Annotated in this window: 17 protein-coding genes and 1 pseudogene; 12 read left to right on the top strand and 6 right to left on the bottom strand. The window is 54.9% G+C overall.

Annotated elements, in window-relative coordinates; genetic code table 11:
* Positions 1 to 59: 59 nt before the first annotated feature.
* Positions 60 to 617, top strand: a complete 558-nt coding sequence (locus tag QE432_RS13215; RefSeq protein WP_306624570.1) for an FxsA family protein — start codon at positions 60 to 62, stop codon at positions 615 to 617.
* Positions 618 to 716: 99 nt separating this feature from the next.
* Positions 717 to 1,199, top strand: a complete 483-nt coding sequence (gene secB, locus QE432_RS13210) for a protein-export chaperone SecB (RefSeq protein ID WP_003516359.1) — start codon at positions 717 to 719, stop codon at positions 1,197 to 1,199.
* A gap of 120 nt (positions 1,200 to 1,319) precedes the next feature.
* On the opposite strand, the gene dnaQ is transcribed toward secB, so the two are convergent.
* The 5 genes and pseudogenes from dnaQ to QE432_RS13185 all read right to left on the bottom strand — a co-directional run bounded on the left by dnaQ (position 1,320) and on the right by QE432_RS13185 (position 4,928).
* Positions 1,320 to 2,021, bottom strand: a complete 702-nt coding sequence (gene dnaQ, locus QE432_RS13205; protein ID WP_003516361.1) for a DNA polymerase III subunit epsilon — start codon at positions 2,019 to 2,021, stop codon at positions 1,320 to 1,322.
* Entirely contained in the window at positions 2,014 to 2,622 is a 609-nt protein-coding gene (gene coaE, locus QE432_RS13200; protein WP_173993443.1) for a dephospho-CoA kinase, read from the bottom strand. The genes dnaQ and coaE overlap by 8 nt, the downstream gene beginning before the upstream one ends.
* Positions 2,622 to 3,483, bottom strand: a pseudogene (locus tag QE432_RS13195) (shikimate dehydrogenase). Before QE432_RS13195 ends, coaE begins: the two are co-directional and overlap by 1 nt.
* Positions 3,476 to 4,075, bottom strand: coding sequence for a Maf-like protein (locus QE432_RS13190; RefSeq protein ID WP_306624569.1), 600 nt, complete (start codon positions 4,073 to 4,075; stop codon positions 3,476 to 3,478). Before QE432_RS13190 ends, QE432_RS13195 begins: the two are co-directional and overlap by 8 nt.
* 31 nt (positions 4,076 to 4,106) lie before the next feature.
* Complete coding sequence (locus QE432_RS13185; protein ID WP_003516369.1) at positions 4,107 to 4,928, bottom strand: pyruvate, water dikinase regulatory protein; 822 nt, start codon at positions 4,926 to 4,928, stop codon at positions 4,107 to 4,109.
* 407 nt (positions 4,929 to 5,335) lie between these two features.
* Between QE432_RS13185 and hemE the strand changes: the two genes are divergently transcribed.
* From hemE to QE432_RS13145, 8 genes are all read left to right on the top strand, one after another.
* Complete coding sequence (gene hemE / locus QE432_RS13180) at positions 5,336 to 6,370, top strand: uroporphyrinogen decarboxylase (protein ID WP_306624567.1); 1,035 nt, start codon at positions 5,336 to 5,338, stop codon at positions 6,368 to 6,370.
* A complete protein-coding gene (gene hemJ / locus QE432_RS13175) occupies positions 6,367 to 6,912 on the top strand; it encodes a protoporphyrinogen oxidase HemJ (protein WP_111803846.1) in 546 nt (181 codons plus the stop codon). The genes hemE and hemJ overlap by 4 nt, the downstream gene beginning before the upstream one ends.
* A 185-nt stretch (positions 6,913 to 7,097) precedes the next feature.
* Entirely contained in the window at positions 7,098 to 8,363 is a 1,266-nt protein-coding gene (gene rho, locus QE432_RS13170; RefSeq protein WP_013637014.1) for a transcription termination factor Rho, read from the top strand.
* A gap of 85 nt (positions 8,364 to 8,448) precedes the next feature.
* Entirely contained in the window at positions 8,449 to 9,780 is a 1,332-nt protein-coding gene (gene mnmE, locus QE432_RS13165; RefSeq protein ID WP_306624565.1) for a tRNA uridine-5-carboxymethylaminomethyl(34) synthesis GTPase MnmE, read from the top strand.
* Positions 9,781 to 9,842: 62 nt separating this feature from the next.
* Complete coding sequence (gene mnmG, locus QE432_RS13160; RefSeq protein ID WP_306624563.1) at positions 9,843 to 11,726, top strand: tRNA uridine-5-carboxymethylaminomethyl(34) synthesis enzyme MnmG; 1,884 nt, start codon at positions 9,843 to 9,845, stop codon at positions 11,724 to 11,726.
* A gap of 11 nt (positions 11,727 to 11,737) precedes the next feature.
* A complete protein-coding gene (gene rsmG, locus QE432_RS13155; RefSeq protein WP_038492606.1) occupies positions 11,738 to 12,355 on the top strand; it encodes a 16S rRNA (guanine(527)-N(7))-methyltransferase RsmG in 618 nt (205 codons plus the stop codon).
* 19 nt (positions 12,356 to 12,374) lie between these two features.
* Positions 12,375 to 13,169 carry a ParA family protein gene (locus QE432_RS13150; RefSeq protein WP_013637010.1) on the top strand — a complete coding sequence of 265 codons (795 nt, stop codon included), beginning with the start codon at positions 12,375 to 12,377 and terminating at the stop codon, positions 13,167 to 13,169.
* Between the two features lie 31 nt (positions 13,170 to 13,200).
* Positions 13,201 to 14,082: a ParB/RepB/Spo0J family partition protein gene (locus tag QE432_RS13145; protein WP_013637009.1), complete on the top strand. Its 882-nt coding sequence runs from the start codon at positions 13,201 to 13,203 to the stop codon at positions 14,080 to 14,082.
* A 62-nt stretch (positions 14,083 to 14,144) separates the two neighbouring features.
* On the opposite strand, the gene QE432_RS13140 is transcribed toward QE432_RS13145, so the two are convergent.
* Positions 14,145 to 14,345 (bottom strand): DUF1674 domain-containing protein, encoded by a 201-nt coding sequence (locus QE432_RS13140; RefSeq protein ID WP_003516384.1) that lies wholly within the window; start codon positions 14,343 to 14,345, stop codon positions 14,145 to 14,147.
* Positions 14,346 to 14,466: 121 nt separating this feature from the next.
* Here QE432_RS13140 and htpX point away from each other — a divergent pair, with 121 nt between their 5' ends.
* Positions 14,467 to 15,432, top strand: coding sequence for a zinc metalloprotease HtpX (gene htpX / locus QE432_RS13135; protein WP_065662925.1), 966 nt, complete (start codon positions 14,467 to 14,469; stop codon positions 15,430 to 15,432).
* Positions 15,429 to 16,814: an RsmB/NOP family class I SAM-dependent RNA methyltransferase gene (locus tag QE432_RS13130; RefSeq protein WP_306624561.1), complete on the top strand. Its 1,386-nt coding sequence runs from the start codon at positions 15,429 to 15,431 to the stop codon at positions 16,812 to 16,814. The genes htpX and QE432_RS13130 overlap by 4 nt, the downstream gene beginning before the upstream one ends.
* The last annotated feature ends 89 nt before the right edge of the window (positions 16,815 to 16,903 follow it).

Genomic DNA, 16,903 nt, shown 5'->3' with positions numbered 1-16,903 from the left:
AATCATCGGTGTTCTCGGGAACCGGCAATCTGCCAGAGATGCACACGCAAGGCTAGAAGATGCGTTTTTCCTTTCTTCCCATCGTCATCCTGATGATGCCAATCCTGGAAATTGCCGGTTTCATCATCGTCGGCAAGACAATCGGTCTGTGGCTGACATTGGCGCTCGTCCTGTTCACGTCGTTTCTGGGGTTGCTGATCCTGCGGCTCGGCGGCATCGGCATGGTGAGAAATCTCCAGGCCGCAGGGCGCACCGGCGCCCAGCCTGCCGATGAGCTGGTCAATGGCGCCATGCGCGTCGTGGCGGGCATCCTGCTGTTCATCCCGGGTTTCATCACCGATATACTCGGTCTCCTGCTTCTGTCGAAAACGGTGAGACGTTTTTTCTGGAAGATCCTCGGACCCCGCGTCGTCGTGGCTGGTTCTTTTCGCCAGTCGGGTCAACCCGGCGGCCAGACCGGGCCGCAACCCGGTGACTTTTCCGGGTTCAGCAATGGTCAGGGAAATAAGGGTAGCTCCAAGGTCGTGGACCTCGACGAAGAGGAGTTTCACCGCGAAGGGCCCAAGGATTCTCCCTGGTCCCAAAAGCCGGATGATCGCAACCTGCCCAAACCCTGAAGCACGGCAAAGGGTTAGAGAGCCGAGAGCACGAGGGTTGTAAGGCTCAAGTCGAAATGATAGACCGCCTTCCACGAAATCACGCCGCGAGGAAACGTAATGACCGCTGAAAATGGCGCACAGGGCGCAGTTAGTCCTTCCCTCAACATTCTTACCCAGTACATCAAGGATCTTTCTTTCGAAAATCCGGGTGCTCCTCGTTCGCTTCAGGCTCGTGACAATGCGCCGTCGATCAACATCAATGTCAATGTCAACGCAAACCCGATTTCTGGTTCGGATTTCGACGTTGTGCTGACGCTGAATGCCGAAGCCAAGGATGGCGACAAGGTTCTGTTTGCTGCCGAGCTGGTTTATGGCGGCGTGTTCCGCATTGCCGGTTTCCCGCAGGAACATATGCTGCCGGTGCTGTTTATCGAGTGCCCGCGCCTGCTGTTCCCCTTCGCACGCCAGATCATCGCCGATGTCACCCGCAATGGTGGCTTCCCGCCGCTGATGATCGATCCGATCGATTTCGCGCAGATGTTTTCGCAGCGCGTTGCCGAGGAACAGGCCAGAGCCAAGGTTCAGGCCGTACCGAACTGAATTGTACGTGACGCCGCTCTTTTTAGAGTTCACACAAAACAAAACCCGGGTTCATCGCCCGGGTTTTTTATTTGACGCTTCTCGTCATTTTTCAACGGCGCATCTAAGCGCCAGGCGCACTTAATTCTGGTAACGGTTCCAGATCGCCTTGTCGCCCATGCCGAGAACGAGCTTGCCGTGCGCCGCGATGGTCTCCGCATCCAGTCTTGATGGTAGAGGATGCGGCCTTTGCAACGGCTCATTCGGGACATCATCATCCTCAATAGTGACCGCTTGCTGTTTGGAGCCGGAACCGAAACCGAGCGCTGTCTGGCGCCCACCGATCATTTCTATGTAGACTTCGGCGAGCAGTTCGGAGTCGAGAAGCGCGCCGTGTTTGGTGCGGTGGGAGTTGTCGATCCCGTAACGCCGGCAAAGTGCGTCGAGGGAATTCGGACCCATCGGGTGCTTGCGGCGTGCAAGCGAAAGCGTATCCGTCACCAATTCAGATGAGACCGGCGCAATGCCGAGGCGGGCAAATTCCGCATTGATAAAACCCATGTCGAATGTCGCATTATGCGCCACCCAGCGGGCACCTTCAAAAAATTCGCGGATTTCGTCGACGACTTCGGCGAATTTCGGCTTGTCTTTCAGGAAGTCGTCGGTGATGCCATGCACCGCAAGCGCGTCCGGGTGAACCTTGCGATCTTCCGGGTTGATATAAATATGCAATGTGCGGCCGGTCGGAAAATGGTTGTTGAGCTCGATTCCGCCGATTTCGATCACGCGGTCCAGTTTCGATTCAAGGCCTGTGGTTTCCGTATCGAAAATGATCTCACGCATTTTTCTCTCCGTTGCCCGAACCGGCACTTAGTCTCTGAAGAATTTCTCTTACCTGATCCCGTGCCGCTTCGACACCATTTCCGCTATCGATGATAAAATCGGCGCGCCGGCGCTTTTCGGCATCGGGCATCTGCCGGGCCAATATCATTTCGAATTTCTCTTCCGTCATGCCGGGACGGGACAAAACCCGCTGGCGCTGTATTTCCGGCGCGCAACTAACAACGACTACTTTATCGACCCTCGTTTCCGCGCCGGTTTCAAACAGCAGCGGGATATCGAGAACGGCGAAATTTTGATTTTCCTCTCTCGCCTTACGGAGAAAAGCTTCCTGTCTTTCACGAACAAGCGGATGGACGATTGCTTCCAGCTTGCTAAAATTAGCCGGATTCTCCCTGAGGATGTTAGCGAGTTCAAGACGGTCGACCGTGCCGGAAATGGTCGTGCCCGGAAAGGCGGCTTCGATCATCGGCACGGCTTCTGCTGAATAGAGGTCGTGCACGACCGCATCAGAATCGAGAACCGGTATCCCTTCCGCGGCAAACAGTTTCGCCGTGGTCGTTTTTCCCATTCCGATCGAGCCGGTGAGACCGATGACGATCATCAATGTTTCTCCATATCCTCAATTATGAGGCAACGAAGAGTGTCATCAACTTCCGGCGTTTTGCCGAACCATTTTTTAAAGCCGGGTTTTGCCTGATGAAGGAGCATGCCAAGCCCATCGACCGTCGCAATACCCCTGTGTCTGCGCCATCTGGAGGATGGGGGTTCTCAACGGCACATAGACGATATCGGTTACAACAGCACTTGCAGCGAGCGGCGAAAAATCAATCTCGGGCGCTTCCGTTCCGTCCATACCCAGCGATGTCGTGTTCACAAACAACCCGGCGTCCTGCATGACTTCATGAAGAGCGCCCTGAGGATGAGAAAAAACCCGTGCACCGAAACGGTCGGCCATTTCACGGGCACGTTCGACCGTGCGGTTCAGGACATGGATTTCGGCAATGCCGCGGTCACGCAGCGACTGAACGACGGCCCTGCTTGCACCGCCGGCTCCGAACACCACCGCCCGGTCGGTTTTCTCCCATCCGGGATGGCGCTCATCGAGATTGGAAACGAAGCCATAGCCATCCGTGTTGGTGGCATGCAGCCTGCCCTCTTCCATCCAGACGGTATTGGCTGCACCCAGTTCCTCCGCCAGCTCGTCGGGACTATCAGCCAACTTAAAGGCCGCTTCCTTGTGCGGAATGGTGACATTGCCACCCACCGCTGCACCAGGTCCCTGTTCCTTTAGTGCCGTGATGAAATCGGCGAAGTCATCGGGGGCAACCTCAATGGCCTTATAGGAGCCGGGTATCCCGAATTTCTTCAGCCAGTAGGAATGGATGATCGGCGAGCGGGAGTGCTTGATCGGATAACCGACAACGAAGGCATTTATAGTTAATGTTTCACGTGAATCAGCCATCGATGACATCCATGTCGCGCAGTTTCATTAAGAGAGGCAGAAGCGGCAGGCCAAGAATGGTGAAATAATCCCCCTCTATCGAAGTAAATAGCTGGATTCCTTCGCCCTCGAGCTGATAGGCACCGACACTGCTCAAGGCCTTTTCACCCACGCGTTGCAGGTGTCGGGAGACGAATTCGGCGCTCAAATTTCGCACCGAAAGCTCGGCACTGGAGATCGTCTGCCATACGACATCACCGTCGCGGGCAAGAACGGCTGCACTGTTCAGGCGATGAACCTTGCCGGATAATGAGAGCAGATGTGCTTCGGCTTCGGCCATGGTTTTTGGCTTGTGGTACACCCGGGCACCGAGCGCCATCGTCTGGTCGCATCCAAGAACGAGTGCTTGCGGATGCAGGGCACTTACCGCAAGCGCCTTCGCCCTCGCCAGTTCCAACGCAACCTCTTCCGGCTTTGCGCCATTTTTTTCCAGCTGCTCGTCGAGCGCGCGCTCGTCAATATCCGCCGGGATCGCCGAAAATGTCAGCCCCGCATTGCGCATCAACATCTGACGGGATGCGCTGGACGAGGCGAGGATCAACTCTTGTTTCATCGACTGTCTGCTCCGAATGTTGCGATCCGGATTATCGTGTCCTCGGGCGAAGGGCAAGGATTGCCGCGGCCGTTTCCTCTATGGAGCGGCGTGTAACATCGATCAACGGCCAATTGTTACGGGCACAGAGCGCACGCGCATATTTCAGCTCTTCCATGATGGTGGCGCGATCCGTGTAGCGGCCGCTGTCAAATCCACCGGTCGTGCCGAGTTCCCGGTTTTCACGTACCTGCGATATGCGATCCGATGTCGCGACGAGACCAACGATCAAGGGACGGGTGGCGGCATAAAGGCTTTCCGGCAACGGCACGTTTGGAACGACCGGTATATTGGCGGTCTTTATGCCTCTGTTGGCGAGATAGATGCTTGTCGGTGTTTTCGACGTTCGACTGATCCCAATGATGACGATATCGGCTTCGTCATAGCTTTCCGGCATTTGCCCGTCATCATGGTCCATCGCAAAATTGAGCGCTTCGATCCGCGCGAAATAATCCGCGTTCAGCGCGTGCTGCGCCCCGACCCGCCGTCTCGAAGGTGCGCCTAGATAGGTCTGGAAAATGCCTATGATCGGCTCGAGGACGTTGACGCAGGGCACCCCGATCGCGTGACAGCGCAAATCCAGGAACTCGGCCAGCTGCTGATCCACGATCGTATAAAGAACGATGCCCGGTTCCTTGTCGATCAGATCCACCACCTGGGCGAGCTGCTTCTGGTTCCTGATCATCGGATAAACATGTTCCACCGGCATCGAAGCGTGGAACTGCGCCGAGACGGCACGACCGGCCGACATGAGAGTCTCTCCGGTTGAGTCCGAAATCAGGTGCAAATGGAAGAAACTTTTTTTGTTCTCCACGCTGTTTTTCTCTCGCTGTTGATAAACCGGGACAAACTTCCGAATTGTTCCGCGGGCCGAGCCGCCTCGTGGATAAAGTGGGTTTTTTCCACAATCCGCAAGTGGCGTCCTTGCTATCAGGCATGCCTGTGAATTGTCTGGAAACTCTGAACTTGTTCAAAACTGTCCACAGATGATCCACAGGCAACGGCTTCAGAGGATATAACTTAAATATCTGAAACTATTATATAAATATCTATTATCCCATTTATTGCGATGAAGCGATGAAATGCCGTGTTCAGGTCTTGGCGCTTACACCCGACTGCGGCATATCGACTGGAAAGATTTTAATCCTTGCTACTCACCGACTCTAAGAAATAGAAAATCTTTTAAATCTCTTAGATTTTATTTTTTGGAAGTTGGGTGGCATGAGCGAGCGTAAGGTTTTAAAGGTGTTGAACGGGCAGACAGTCACACCTCCGCCCATATGGCTGATGCGGCAGGCAGGGCGTTACCTTCCGGAGTACAGGGAAACGCGAAAGAACGCCGGCAGTTTCCTCGATCTCTGTTATAATCCCGAACTGGCAACCGAAGTGACCCTTCAGCCCATTCGCCGGTTCGGTCTTGATGCAGCTATCCTCTTTTCCGATATTCTGGTGATACCGGATGGGTTTGATCGCAATGTTTCCTTCAGCGAGGGAAAGGGTCCGGCCATGGATCCGATCGACGCGGATGGCATCGACAGGCTGGATGCGAGCAATGTGATTGCGCATCTTTCACCCGTTTTCGAAACCGTCTCACGCTTGCGCCAGACCTTACCGGATGAGACGACGCTTCTCGGTTTTTGCGGTGCGCCTTGGACGGTTGCAACTTACATGATTGCCGGCCACGGAACGCCTGATCAGGCGCCGGCGCGGTTGTTCGGTTATCGGGAGCCGGCAGCCATGGAAAAGCTTCTTGCCTTGCTGGCTGAGATTTCCGCCGACTACCTTGTGGCACAGATTGATGCCGGGGCCGATGCGGTGCAGATTTTCGACTCCTGGGCCGGGGTGCTCGGCGAGAAGGAATTCGAGGAATATGCGGTAAAACCCGTCGCCCGTATCATCGCTTCGGTGCGCGCTCGCCGCCCCTCCGCGAAGATCATCGCCTTTGCCAAAGGGGCCGGTTATCTTTTGAAGGATTATCGCCGCAAAACGGGCGCAGACGCCATCGGCCTCGACTGGTCGGTGCCACTCGGTTTCGCAAGGGACTTGCAGAAGGAAGGCCCGGTACAGGGCAATCTGGACCCCATGCTGATGGTGGCGGGTGGCAAGGCTCTGGAGGACGGTATCGACGCTGTGCTGCAGGCTCTGGGACAGGGCCCGCTGATCTTCAATCTCGGCCATGGCATCACGCCGCAGGCCGATCCGGAAAACGTTGCAAGGCTGGTGCAGCGGGTGCGTGCCGGCGGAGCCGGGGCATGAGCGGCGAGAAGCAGACCTCCGCCCGCTCAGGAAACAGGGCTGCCCTTCGCGCAGGTATGGCGCTCGGTGTCTTTGCCGCTTTTGTCGCGCTTTTGTTTTACGCCGATCCGGCCGATCTCTATCTCTGGATCAAGGCGCTTCATATCATCGCAGTGATTTCCTGGATGGCGGCGATTTTTTACCTGCCGCGCCTGTTCATTTACCACACCGATGCACCCACCGGTTCGCAGCAATCCGAAACCTTCAAGGTGATGGAACAGCGGTTGATCAAGGTCATCATGAACCCGGCGATGATGATCAGCTGGATATTGGGGCTTTATCTCGCATGGTCGGTTTATGGTTTTTCCGGCGGCTGGCTACATGCGAAAATCGCACTGGTGGTGCTACTAACCATCGCCCATGTCTATTTCACCCGCAGTGCCAAACGGTTCGCCCGGGATGAAAATATCAAGCCTGCCCGTCACTGGCGGTTGATGAACGAGGTTCCGACGGTACTGATGATCCTTATAGTCATACTTGTGGTTGTGAAACCCTTCGGTTAAGAGGTCGCAACGATAAATTTCGCGGAATTCGTGCTTTCCTCTTGCAGTAGCCCTATTCAATCGCTATTTTCGGACCACTCATCTCGTGGCATGTGAATTATTCAGTCATCTGCGGCTTCTCCCTCAGCATCTGATTCGCGAACACGCCCTCCCCCGACATTACATTATCAAACGGTCTTTCCTTCATGGCTGAAATGAAGCTTCAGGAACTTAAGAGCAAATCGCCTACCGACTTGCTAACTTTTGCTGAATCCCTGGAAGTTGAAAATGCGAGCACCATGCGCAAGCAGGAGCTTATGTTCGCAATCCTCAAGGTTCTCGCGAGCCAGGACATCGAAATTATCGGCGAAGGCGTCGTTGAAGTCCTGCAGGACGGTTTCGGTTTTCTACGGTCCGCAAATGCAAATTATCTACCGGGTCCGGACGATATCTACATTTCGCCCTCGCAAATTCGCCGTTTCTCTCTGAAGACCGGCGATACTGTCGAGGGGCCGATCCGTGGACCCAAGGAAGGCGAACGCTATTTCGCGCTTCTCAAGGTCAACACGATCAATTTTGACGATCCTGAAAAGATCCGTCACAAGGTTCACTTCGATAACCTGACGCCGCTTTATCCGAATGAGCGGTTCAAGATGGAGCTGGAGCTTCCGACATCGAAGGATCTGTCGTCGCGTGTGATCGATCTGGTCGCGCCACTTGGCAAGGGCCAGCGTGGATTGATCGTCGCGCCGCCGCGTACCGGTAAAACTGTTCTCTTGCAGAACATCGCGCATTCCATCACGGCTAACCATCCGGAATGTTACCTGATCGTTCTTCTGATCGACGAACGTCCGGAAGAAGTCACCGACATGCAGCGCTCGGTCAAGGGTGAGGTGGTGTCGTCAACCTTCGACGAACCGGCTGTACGCCACGTCCAGGTGGCTGAAATGGTCATCGAAAAGGCGAAGCGCCTTGTCGAACATGGCCGCGACGTCGTTATCCTGCTCGATTCAATCACCCGCCTCGGCCGAGCTTATAACACGGTCGTTCCGTCTTCCGGCAAGGTCCTGACCGGTGGTGTGGATGCCAACGCGCTGCAGCGGCCGAAGCGTTTCTTCGGTGCCGCACGTAACATCGAAGAAGGTGGTTCGCTGACGATTATCGCGACCGCGCTGATCGACACCGGCAGCCGCATGGACGAAGTCATCTTTGAAGAATTCAAGGGTACGGGTAACTCGGAAATCGTGCTTGACCGTAAGGTCGCTGACAAGCGTATCTTCCCGGCGCTCGATATTCTCAAGTCCGGTACACGTAAGGAAGACCTGCTCGTGCCGCGTCAGGATCTCCAGAAGATTTTCGTGCTTCGCCGCATTCTCGCGCCGATGGGAACGATGGATGCCATCGAGTTCCTGATCGACAAGTTGAAGCAGACCAAGACCAATTCGGATTTCTTCGAATCGATGAATACCTGATCCGGAGTTTTACCGGTCCCATCGACAAAGCTTTAAAGCCGCATCCGTTCATTCGGATGCGGCTTGACTGTTTTAACCGAGGTGAATGATGCCAGCTTCCGCCGATACCATTTTTGCGCTCTCCAGTGGAGCATTGCCGGCCGGCGTCGCTATTATCAGGATCAGTGGGCCCGGAGCGTTCGAAGCCTTTGTGACATTGACCGGTCGTGACCTTCCCGCACCGCGGCAGGCGGTTCTATGTTCGATTCGAAACCGAAACAATGAGATCATCGACCAGGCGCTGATGATCGTTTTCCCTGCACCAAGTTCCTTCACGGGTGAGAACTGCATCGAAATCCACAGCCACGGAAGCCGCGCGGTTGTCGCATCAATTTTTGCCGAGCTCGAACTGCTCGAAGGATTTCGGCCGGCGGATGCCGGCGAGTTCTCCCGCCGAGCGTTTGAAAACGGGAAGATGGATCTTCTCGAAATCGAAGGTCTGGCGGATCTGCTGCAGGCTGAAACGGAGATGCAGCGGCGTCTGGCGGTTGAGCAGAGCACTGGTAAGCTGTCAGCGCTCTACGATGGCTGGGCAGGCCGGTTGACGCGTGCTCGCGCCCTGATCGAGGCGGAGCTGGATTTCGCCGACGAGGAAGATGTGCCGGATTCCGTTGCCGCGCATGTGTGGGACGCGATGACGCAACTTCATAGCGAAATCACCAGCCATCTCCAGAACGGCGGAAGCAGCGAGATTATTCGTGACGGGTTCAAGGTGGCGCTGGTGGGAGAGCCTAACGCTGGCAAGTCCACGCTTCTTAATGCTCTGAGCGGCCGTGACGTTGCTATTGTCACTGACATTGCTGGCACGACCAGAGACGTGCTGAGCGTCGATATTAATCTCGACGGTTACCTGGTCCGCATATTCGATATGGCCGGAATTCGGGAGACGCAGGACGTGGTCGAAAAGGAAGGTGTAAGGCGAGCTGTTCTGACAGCGGAAACCGCGGATCTTATTTTGATATTGCAAGATAACGATTCGACTCCGAAACAATCCATCATTTCGCTGGAAAATGCTCGCCATTTGCATCTACGGACAAAAACCGCGATTTCCTCTTCGACAGTTGACGCTGTTTTTGATCTCGCCATCTCCGCCAGGGAAGGCGTCGGTCTCGACGAATTGCGTTTATTGATCAAGCGAGAGATTGAAAGCAGTGTTGGTGTTGCACAGACATTGGTCCCTGCCCGCGCCCGCCACAAAAAACGACTTGAAGAGACGCTGAACTATGTTAGTGATGCGCTCAATTCCGAGACCATGGACCTTGCGATAAGGTCGGAATATTTGAGACTCGCAGCAACATCGCTTGGACGCATTACGGGTCGCGTCGATGTGGAAGATTTGCTGGGCGTGATCTTCTCGGAATTCTGCATAGGAAAATGATTCACGTGAAACATTGGTGGCCAATACGGCAAAGCCGATGATTTGGGATAAGGCGCAGGGATATGCACCAGTCATTTGATGTCATTGTTATCGGTGGTGGACATGCCGGCAGCGAAGCTGCGGCGGCCGCTGCACGACATGGCGCTAGAACCGCTCTCGTTACCCATAAGCGAGAGACGATCGGGGTGATGTCCTGTAACCCGGCAATCGGTGGTCTCGGTAAAGGACACCTTGTCCGCGAAATTGATGCGCTGGACGGTTTGATGGGCCGGGTTGCTGATGCAGCCGGAATTCAATTCCGTATGCTCAATCGCAAAAAAGGCCCCGCCGTCCGCGGGCCGCGCACGCAGGCTGATCGGCGGCTTTATCGCGAGGCGATGCAGCGGGAAATCAATGCGATTGAAAACCTTAGCATTATTGAAGGCGATGCATTCGATATTGACATGACCAATGATCGGGTATCTGCCGTTATAATGGCGAACGGTAGCCGGATTCCTTGTGGTGCTGTTGTGTTGACGAGCGGCACTTTTCTACGCGGTCTTATTCATATCGGCTCCGAAAAGATTCCCGCAGGCCGGGTTGGTGAAAAACCGTCTCTTGGCCTTTCCGAAACGCTTGGCCGTCTGGGCCTCGCCATGGGCCGGCTGAAGACCGGCACCCCTGCCCGGCTTGATGGTCGCACGATCGATTGGAATGCTGTGGATCGGCAAGCGGCCGATGAAGATCCCGTTCCGTTCTCCTTTATGACGGATCGCATTGTCAATCCACAGATCGAATGCGGCGTAACCCGGACGACGCCGGCGGGACACAAGATCATTCAGGATAATATTCATCTGTCAGCGATGTATTCGGGACAGATCGAGGGTGTTGGTCCGCGCTATTGTCCGTCGATCGAAGACAAGATTACACGCTTCGGTGAACGGGACGGTCATCAGATATTTCTGGAACCAGAAGGCCTTGATGACCACACAATTTATCCAAATGGAATTTCGACGTCGCTTCCGGCCTCAGTTCAGGAGCAGTTTATCCGCACCATCCCCGGCCTTGAGCAAGTCAACATCATTCAGCCCGGCTACGCGATTGAATATGACTATGTCGATCCGCGTGAGCTCAAGCCTTCTCTGGAATGCCGGAAAATTCCGGGATTGTTCCTGGCAGGGCAGATCAATGGCACGACGGGTTATGAAGAGGCGGGCGCCCAGGGTCTGGTTGCCGGGTTGAATGCGTCGCTATATGCAGGCAATGCAGACCCCATTCATTTCAGTCGTACCGAATCCTATATCGGTGTGATGATCGACGATCTCACCTCCAAGGGTGTCAGCGAACCCTATCGCATGTTTACGTCGAGAGCGGAATATCGGCTTTCACTTCGCGTTGACAACGCTGATCTGCGACTTACACCTATTGGTCAGATGGCCGGCATTATCGGGCATGACCGCCAAAAACGCTTCGCAGATTTTATCTCAGATCTGGATCGGGGTCGCGAGCTGATGAAGAGCATTTCCATCAGTCCCTCTCAGGCTGCTAAACAGGGATTGAAACTCAACCAGGACGGTCAACGTCGTTCGGTTTATGAAATGCTCGCCTACCCCGATATTACGATGGAAACTCTTACCACTCATTGGCCGGAGCTACGGGCGCTTAATACCAAGGTCGCTGAGGTTTTGGAAATCGAAGCGAGTTACGCTGTCTATATGCAGCGTCAAAGCGCGGATATTGTCGATATCAAGCGAGACGAAGACAGAAAAATCCCCAATGATTTCGATTTCCAGTCTTTGTCCGGTCTCTCCAACGAACTGAAACAAAAGCTGGAAAAGGCACGTCCAGAGAACATTGCCCAGGCTGCGCGTGTTGACGGTATGACACCTGCTGCGATATCGCTGCTTCTCGCACTTCTGCGGAAAGGCTCCGCATCAGGAAGTGAAAAATTGCGCATGCACCAATAGCGAGTCGGACCATGAAGATAAACGGCCAGAGTGTTTCACGTGAAACACAGGAGAGGCTCGAGCATTTCGTCGAGCTTTTCAAGAAGTGGAACAAAACCACAAATCTGGTGGCGCCTTCGACTCTCACTGAGCTCTGGAGCCGGCATGTCGCGGACAGTGCACAGATATTTCAGCTCGCCCCTCAACCGCAAAAATGGATTGATCTGGGAAGCGGCGGCGGTTTTCCGGGCGTCATTACAGCGATTTTTCTCGCGGAACTGGGTGATGGTTGGGTCGATCTGGTAGAGAGCAACAATAAAAAGGCTGCGTTTTTGCGAATTGCGCTAAAGGAAACCGGCGCAAGAGGCGCGGTTCATCCAGTCAGAATTGAAAAAGCGCCTGAAACCGTTGAAAATTGCGATGCGGTTTCGGCGAGAGCCCTCGCCGAGATGAATTTACTTTTCGAATATATTCACCCGTGGGCGCAGAATAATCCAAATCTCAGGGCATATTTCAATAAAGGCAGGGATTATGAATCCGAACTGCAGAAAGCGCATGGCCGCTGGCAGTTTGATCTGATAAAACACCAGAGTGCCATTGAGGCAGATTCTGTTGTTCTTGAAATCAGTAACCTCACTAAGAGGCACTGACGAGCTGGTCAGGTGCGGTATGACTTCTGAAAAAAACCGGATTATCGCAGTCGCAAACCAGAAGGGTGGCGTTGGCAAAACAACGACGGCCATCAATCTGGCTACTGCATTGGCGGCTATTGGTGAGCGGGTGCTGATCATTGATCTTGATCCGCAGGGTAATGCTAGCACAGGATTGGGCATCGACCGCAAAGAGCGCAAGCTTTCTTCCTATGATCTTCTGGTGGGTGATCATACCGTTGCCGAAGTTGCGGTTCCGACAGCAGTTCCGAACCTCGATATCGTCCCGTCAACGATGGATCTTCTGGGCTTTGAGATGCAGGTTGCGAATGTTGCCAACCGCGTCTTTCTGTTGCGTACCGCCATGGAGACGCAGGAAGCCAGAGACTACTCCTATATTTTGGTAGATTGCCCGCCCTCTTTTAATCTTTTGACGATGAATGCCATGACCGCCGCCCATTCGGTGCTGGTACCGTTGCAGTGCGAGTTCTTTGCGCTGGAAGGCCTCAGCCAGCTGCTGGATACGGTTAGCCAGATACGCGGCTCCGTCAATCCGCAGCTTGATATTCAGGGTATCGTTCTCACGATGTTCGATGCGCGCAACAATCTTGCGCAGCAGGTGGTTTCCGATGTGCGGATGCATTTGGGAGAAAAGGTTTACCACACTCTCATTCCGCGCAATGTTCGGGTTTCCGAAGCGCCGTCTTATGGTAAACCGGCAATTCTTTATGATCTGAAATGCGCTGGCAGCCAGGCTTATTTGCAATTGGCGTCCGAAGTGATCCAGAGAGAGCGTCTGCGCAAGGCGGCCTGACGTTTTGCCGGAGTATATGGAGTAATATCTTATGAGTGATGATCTTTCCAAGCGTCGACTCGGACGCGGTCTCGCGGCGTTGATCGGCGAAATGGATCAGCCTGTGCCGGTGGGTGAACCGCAGCGCGCCGTTAGTGCGGATCGCGCCATCCCGATCGAGTTCATCGCTCGCAGCCAGAGAAACCCACGTCGTCACTTTGACGAAAATGAGTTGCAGGATCTTGCTTCGTCCATTCGTCAGCACGGGATTGTTCAGCCTGTGGTCGTGCGAACGATTGGCGTCAACCGTTACGAGATAATCGCTGGTGAACGGCGCTGGCGCGCGGCACAGCTGGCCGGTTTTACGGACGTTCCTGTCATCGTTCGGGATGTAGACGACCGCACGGCTCTGGAGCTGGCTATCGTCGAAAACGTCCAGCGTTCCGATCTCAACCCGCTTGAAGAAGCGATGGGCTATGAGCAGTTGATCGCCGAACATGGCTACACTCAGAACGACCTCGGTGAAATCATCGGCAAGAGCCGAAGCCATGTTGCAAACAGCCTTCGTCTTTTGAAACTTCCCGATCCGGTTCGGGACATGTTGGCTGACGGTTCGCTTTCCGCTGGCCATGCGCGCGCGCTTGTTTCCACTTCCGATCCGTCAGGTCTGGCTCGGACTATCGTTTCCAAGGGTCTTTCGGTGCGTGATGCCGAGCGCCTGGCGCAAAACGACATCAAGTCGCAGGGTGACGTCTTGGAGAAGCGGCCTTCGGCTGAGAAGGATTCCGATACGGTCGCGCTTGAACGCAGCCTGTCGGATGCTCTCGGTCTGGACGTGAAGATTAGCCACAAAGGCGGATCGGGACAAATCCGCATCGGATACCGCACGCTAGAGCAGCTGGAAGCCGTGTGCCGGCTTCTGGAGCAAAAATAAGCAAGTATTTGTTTTAATTGATAAAATACCCGCGTTTAGCGGGTATTTTTATGCTGTGGTGCTCAAAAGTCGATAGCGCGGCCGTTTATTTCGTAGTCACCGAAACGAACAGGTTCCGCGCCGCCGCGACCGCCGGTTTCCTGCGGCAATTGAAGATCCGCCTGTTGTTTGCGCCGTTCTTCCGCTTCCTTCAACGCACGTTCCGCCGCCGGCGAAAGCCGCTTGAGCATTTCCGCGCCGTTGTCATTATCCGCATCCTGCATGAGTAATCCTCCCTATGACGGGATATTGAAATATGTTTGCCGTTCACCAGATTATATAAACAGATGGGGGCTTTATAAACCCCGGAATATTTCCTGAGTGGGAACAAGGAGAATTTAACATATGAACATGATGCGCACGGCAATGCTTCTGGCCTTCATGACGGCATTGTTCATGGGTGTCGGTTTTCTGATCGGCGGTAAGGGCGGCATGATGATTGCCTTGCTTATTGCCGCTGGTATGAATCTTTTCTCCTACTGGAATTCGGACAAGATGGTCCTGTCGGCCTATCGTGCACGCGAGATCGATGAGGCGAATGCGCCTGAATTTTTCCACATGATCCGCGATCTCTCGCATAATGCCGATCTTCCGATGCCCAAGGTTTATATTTATGATAGCCCGCAGCCGAACGCCTTCGCGACGGGAAGAAACCCGCAGAATGCCGCTGTCGCCGCCTCGACGGGCCTGCTGGAGCGCCTCACCCCTGAAGAAGTGGCTGGTGTCATGGCGCATGAGCTGGCCCATGTGCAGAACCGAGATACGCTGACGATGACTGTGACCGCGACGCTGGCAGGCGCCATCTCCATGCTCGGCAACTTCGCGTTTTTCTTTGGTGGCAATCGTGAAAACAACAATAATCCGCTGGGGTTTATCGGCGTACTGGTTGCGATGATCGTGGCGCCGCTTGCCGCGATGCTGGTGCAGATGGCGATCAGCCGTACCCGGGAATATTCTGCCGACCGACGGGGCGCGGAAATTTGCGGCAATCCGCTCTGGCTCGCTTCGGCACTGCAGAAAATTTCGGGCATGGCGCAAAGCATTCATAATGAGGATGCGGAGCGTAACCCGGCGACGGCGCATATGTTCATCATCAATCCCCTGTCCGGTGAGCGCATGGACAACCTGTTTTCCACGCATCCGAATACGGAAAACCGGGTGGCGGCACTTCACGCCATGGCGCAGGAGTTTTCCCCGCGAGGATCGACGCGAACGCCATCGGGTGATAGACCTCAGCGCAAATCAGGCTCCGTTCCCAATACCGGCTGGGGGCGCGGCAAAGAAAACGAGCGCAAGGGACCGTGGTCTTGACATCCGATACTCAAAATAAGCCATCGCGGTCTAAAAAACCGGGACAGGACCATGCAAGGGGCCGCGAAGACGGCCCTTCGTCTTTCCAAGATAAACCCGGCCTTGCTGCACGCGTTGCCGCAACCCGCATTCTGGCGGCCGTTTTGGAAAAGAAAACCTCGCTGGACGGTATGCTGGACAGCGAAAACGGCAATCCCGTCTATCGCGCGCTATCCCTTGCGGACCGGGCGCTGGTGAGAGCGATCGTCAACAGCGCGCTTCGCCACCTTCCGCGTATCGAAGCCGCCTTGTCGATGCTGCTTGACGGACCGTTGCCGCAGGGCGCCCGGTCGCTTCATCACGTCCTTGTCGTTGGCGCAGCGCAAGTGCTTCATCTCGATGTCCCCGATCATTCTGCGGTCGATCTTGCCGTGGAACAGGCCCATCGCGACCCGCGCAACAGGCGTTTTGCCAAGCTGGTGAATGCCGTCCTCAGGCGATTGGGCCGGGAAAAAGCAGAAATCGAAAAGGCGATCGCGGATGTGCCCGTGCTTCCGGACTGGTTCTACGCTCGGCTTGTTTCAGCTTACGGAGATGAGGTTGCCAAACGGATTTCCGAAGCGCAGCTGACGCCCTCTTCCATCGATCTCACGGTGAAGAAGGATCCGGCTGTCTGGGCGGAAAAGCTGGGCGGTACGGTTTTGCCGAATGGCAGTGTCCGTCTCGGTGAATTTGAAGGCCAGATTCCCTCGCTTGAAGGCTTTGCCGAGGGTGCCTGGTGGGTTCAGGATCTCGCGGCCAGCATGCCTGTGAAGCTGATGGGCGATATTTCCGGAAAACGTGTTGCCGATCTCTGTGCAGCTCCGGGCGGCAAGACTGCCCAGCTCGCGCTTGCCGGCGCGAAGGTGACTGCCCTGGACCAGTCCGGCAATCGTCTTCGCCGCCTCAGGGAAAATCTCGACCGGCTTGGTCTTCACGCCGAAACCGTTGAAGCCAATATGCTGAAGTACCAGCCGGAACAGCTTTTCGACGCCGTTCTTCTGGATGCCCCCTGCTCGTCTACCGGCACGTTGCGTAAACATCCCGATGTCTGCTGGACGAAGGACGAGAATGATATTACCAAGCTTGCCGCTCTTCAGGGCCAGATGTTGCGACACGCGCTCACGCTGGTGGGAGCCGGCGGCATTGTGGTGTTTTCCAATTGCTCGCTCGATCCCTCTGAAGGGGAAGCGATGATTGCACAGGTCCTGGCGGAAAACCCGGACTTCGAGCGTGTTGCCGTTCGCAAGGACGATTGGCCAGGAATGGAAGCCGCCGTCACTGCCGAAGGCGATCTTCGTACAACGCCGGATATGTTCGGCGGCATCGACGGGTTTTTTAGCAGTGTCTTGCGTAAGAAGTAGAAAAAAGCCAAGCTTCCGCGAATCATTGGATAATTGCCGATACGTTCCGATCATCACGGTTCACTCATAAAAACAAAACATGTGAAACG

Source organism: Agrobacterium sp. SORGH_AS_0745 (genome assembly GCF_030818995.1).
GTDB classification, from domain to species: Bacteria; Pseudomonadota; Alphaproteobacteria; order Rhizobiales; family Rhizobiaceae; genus Agrobacterium; species Agrobacterium tumefaciens.
This window is presented reverse-complemented; position numbering and strand designations above follow the sequence as displayed.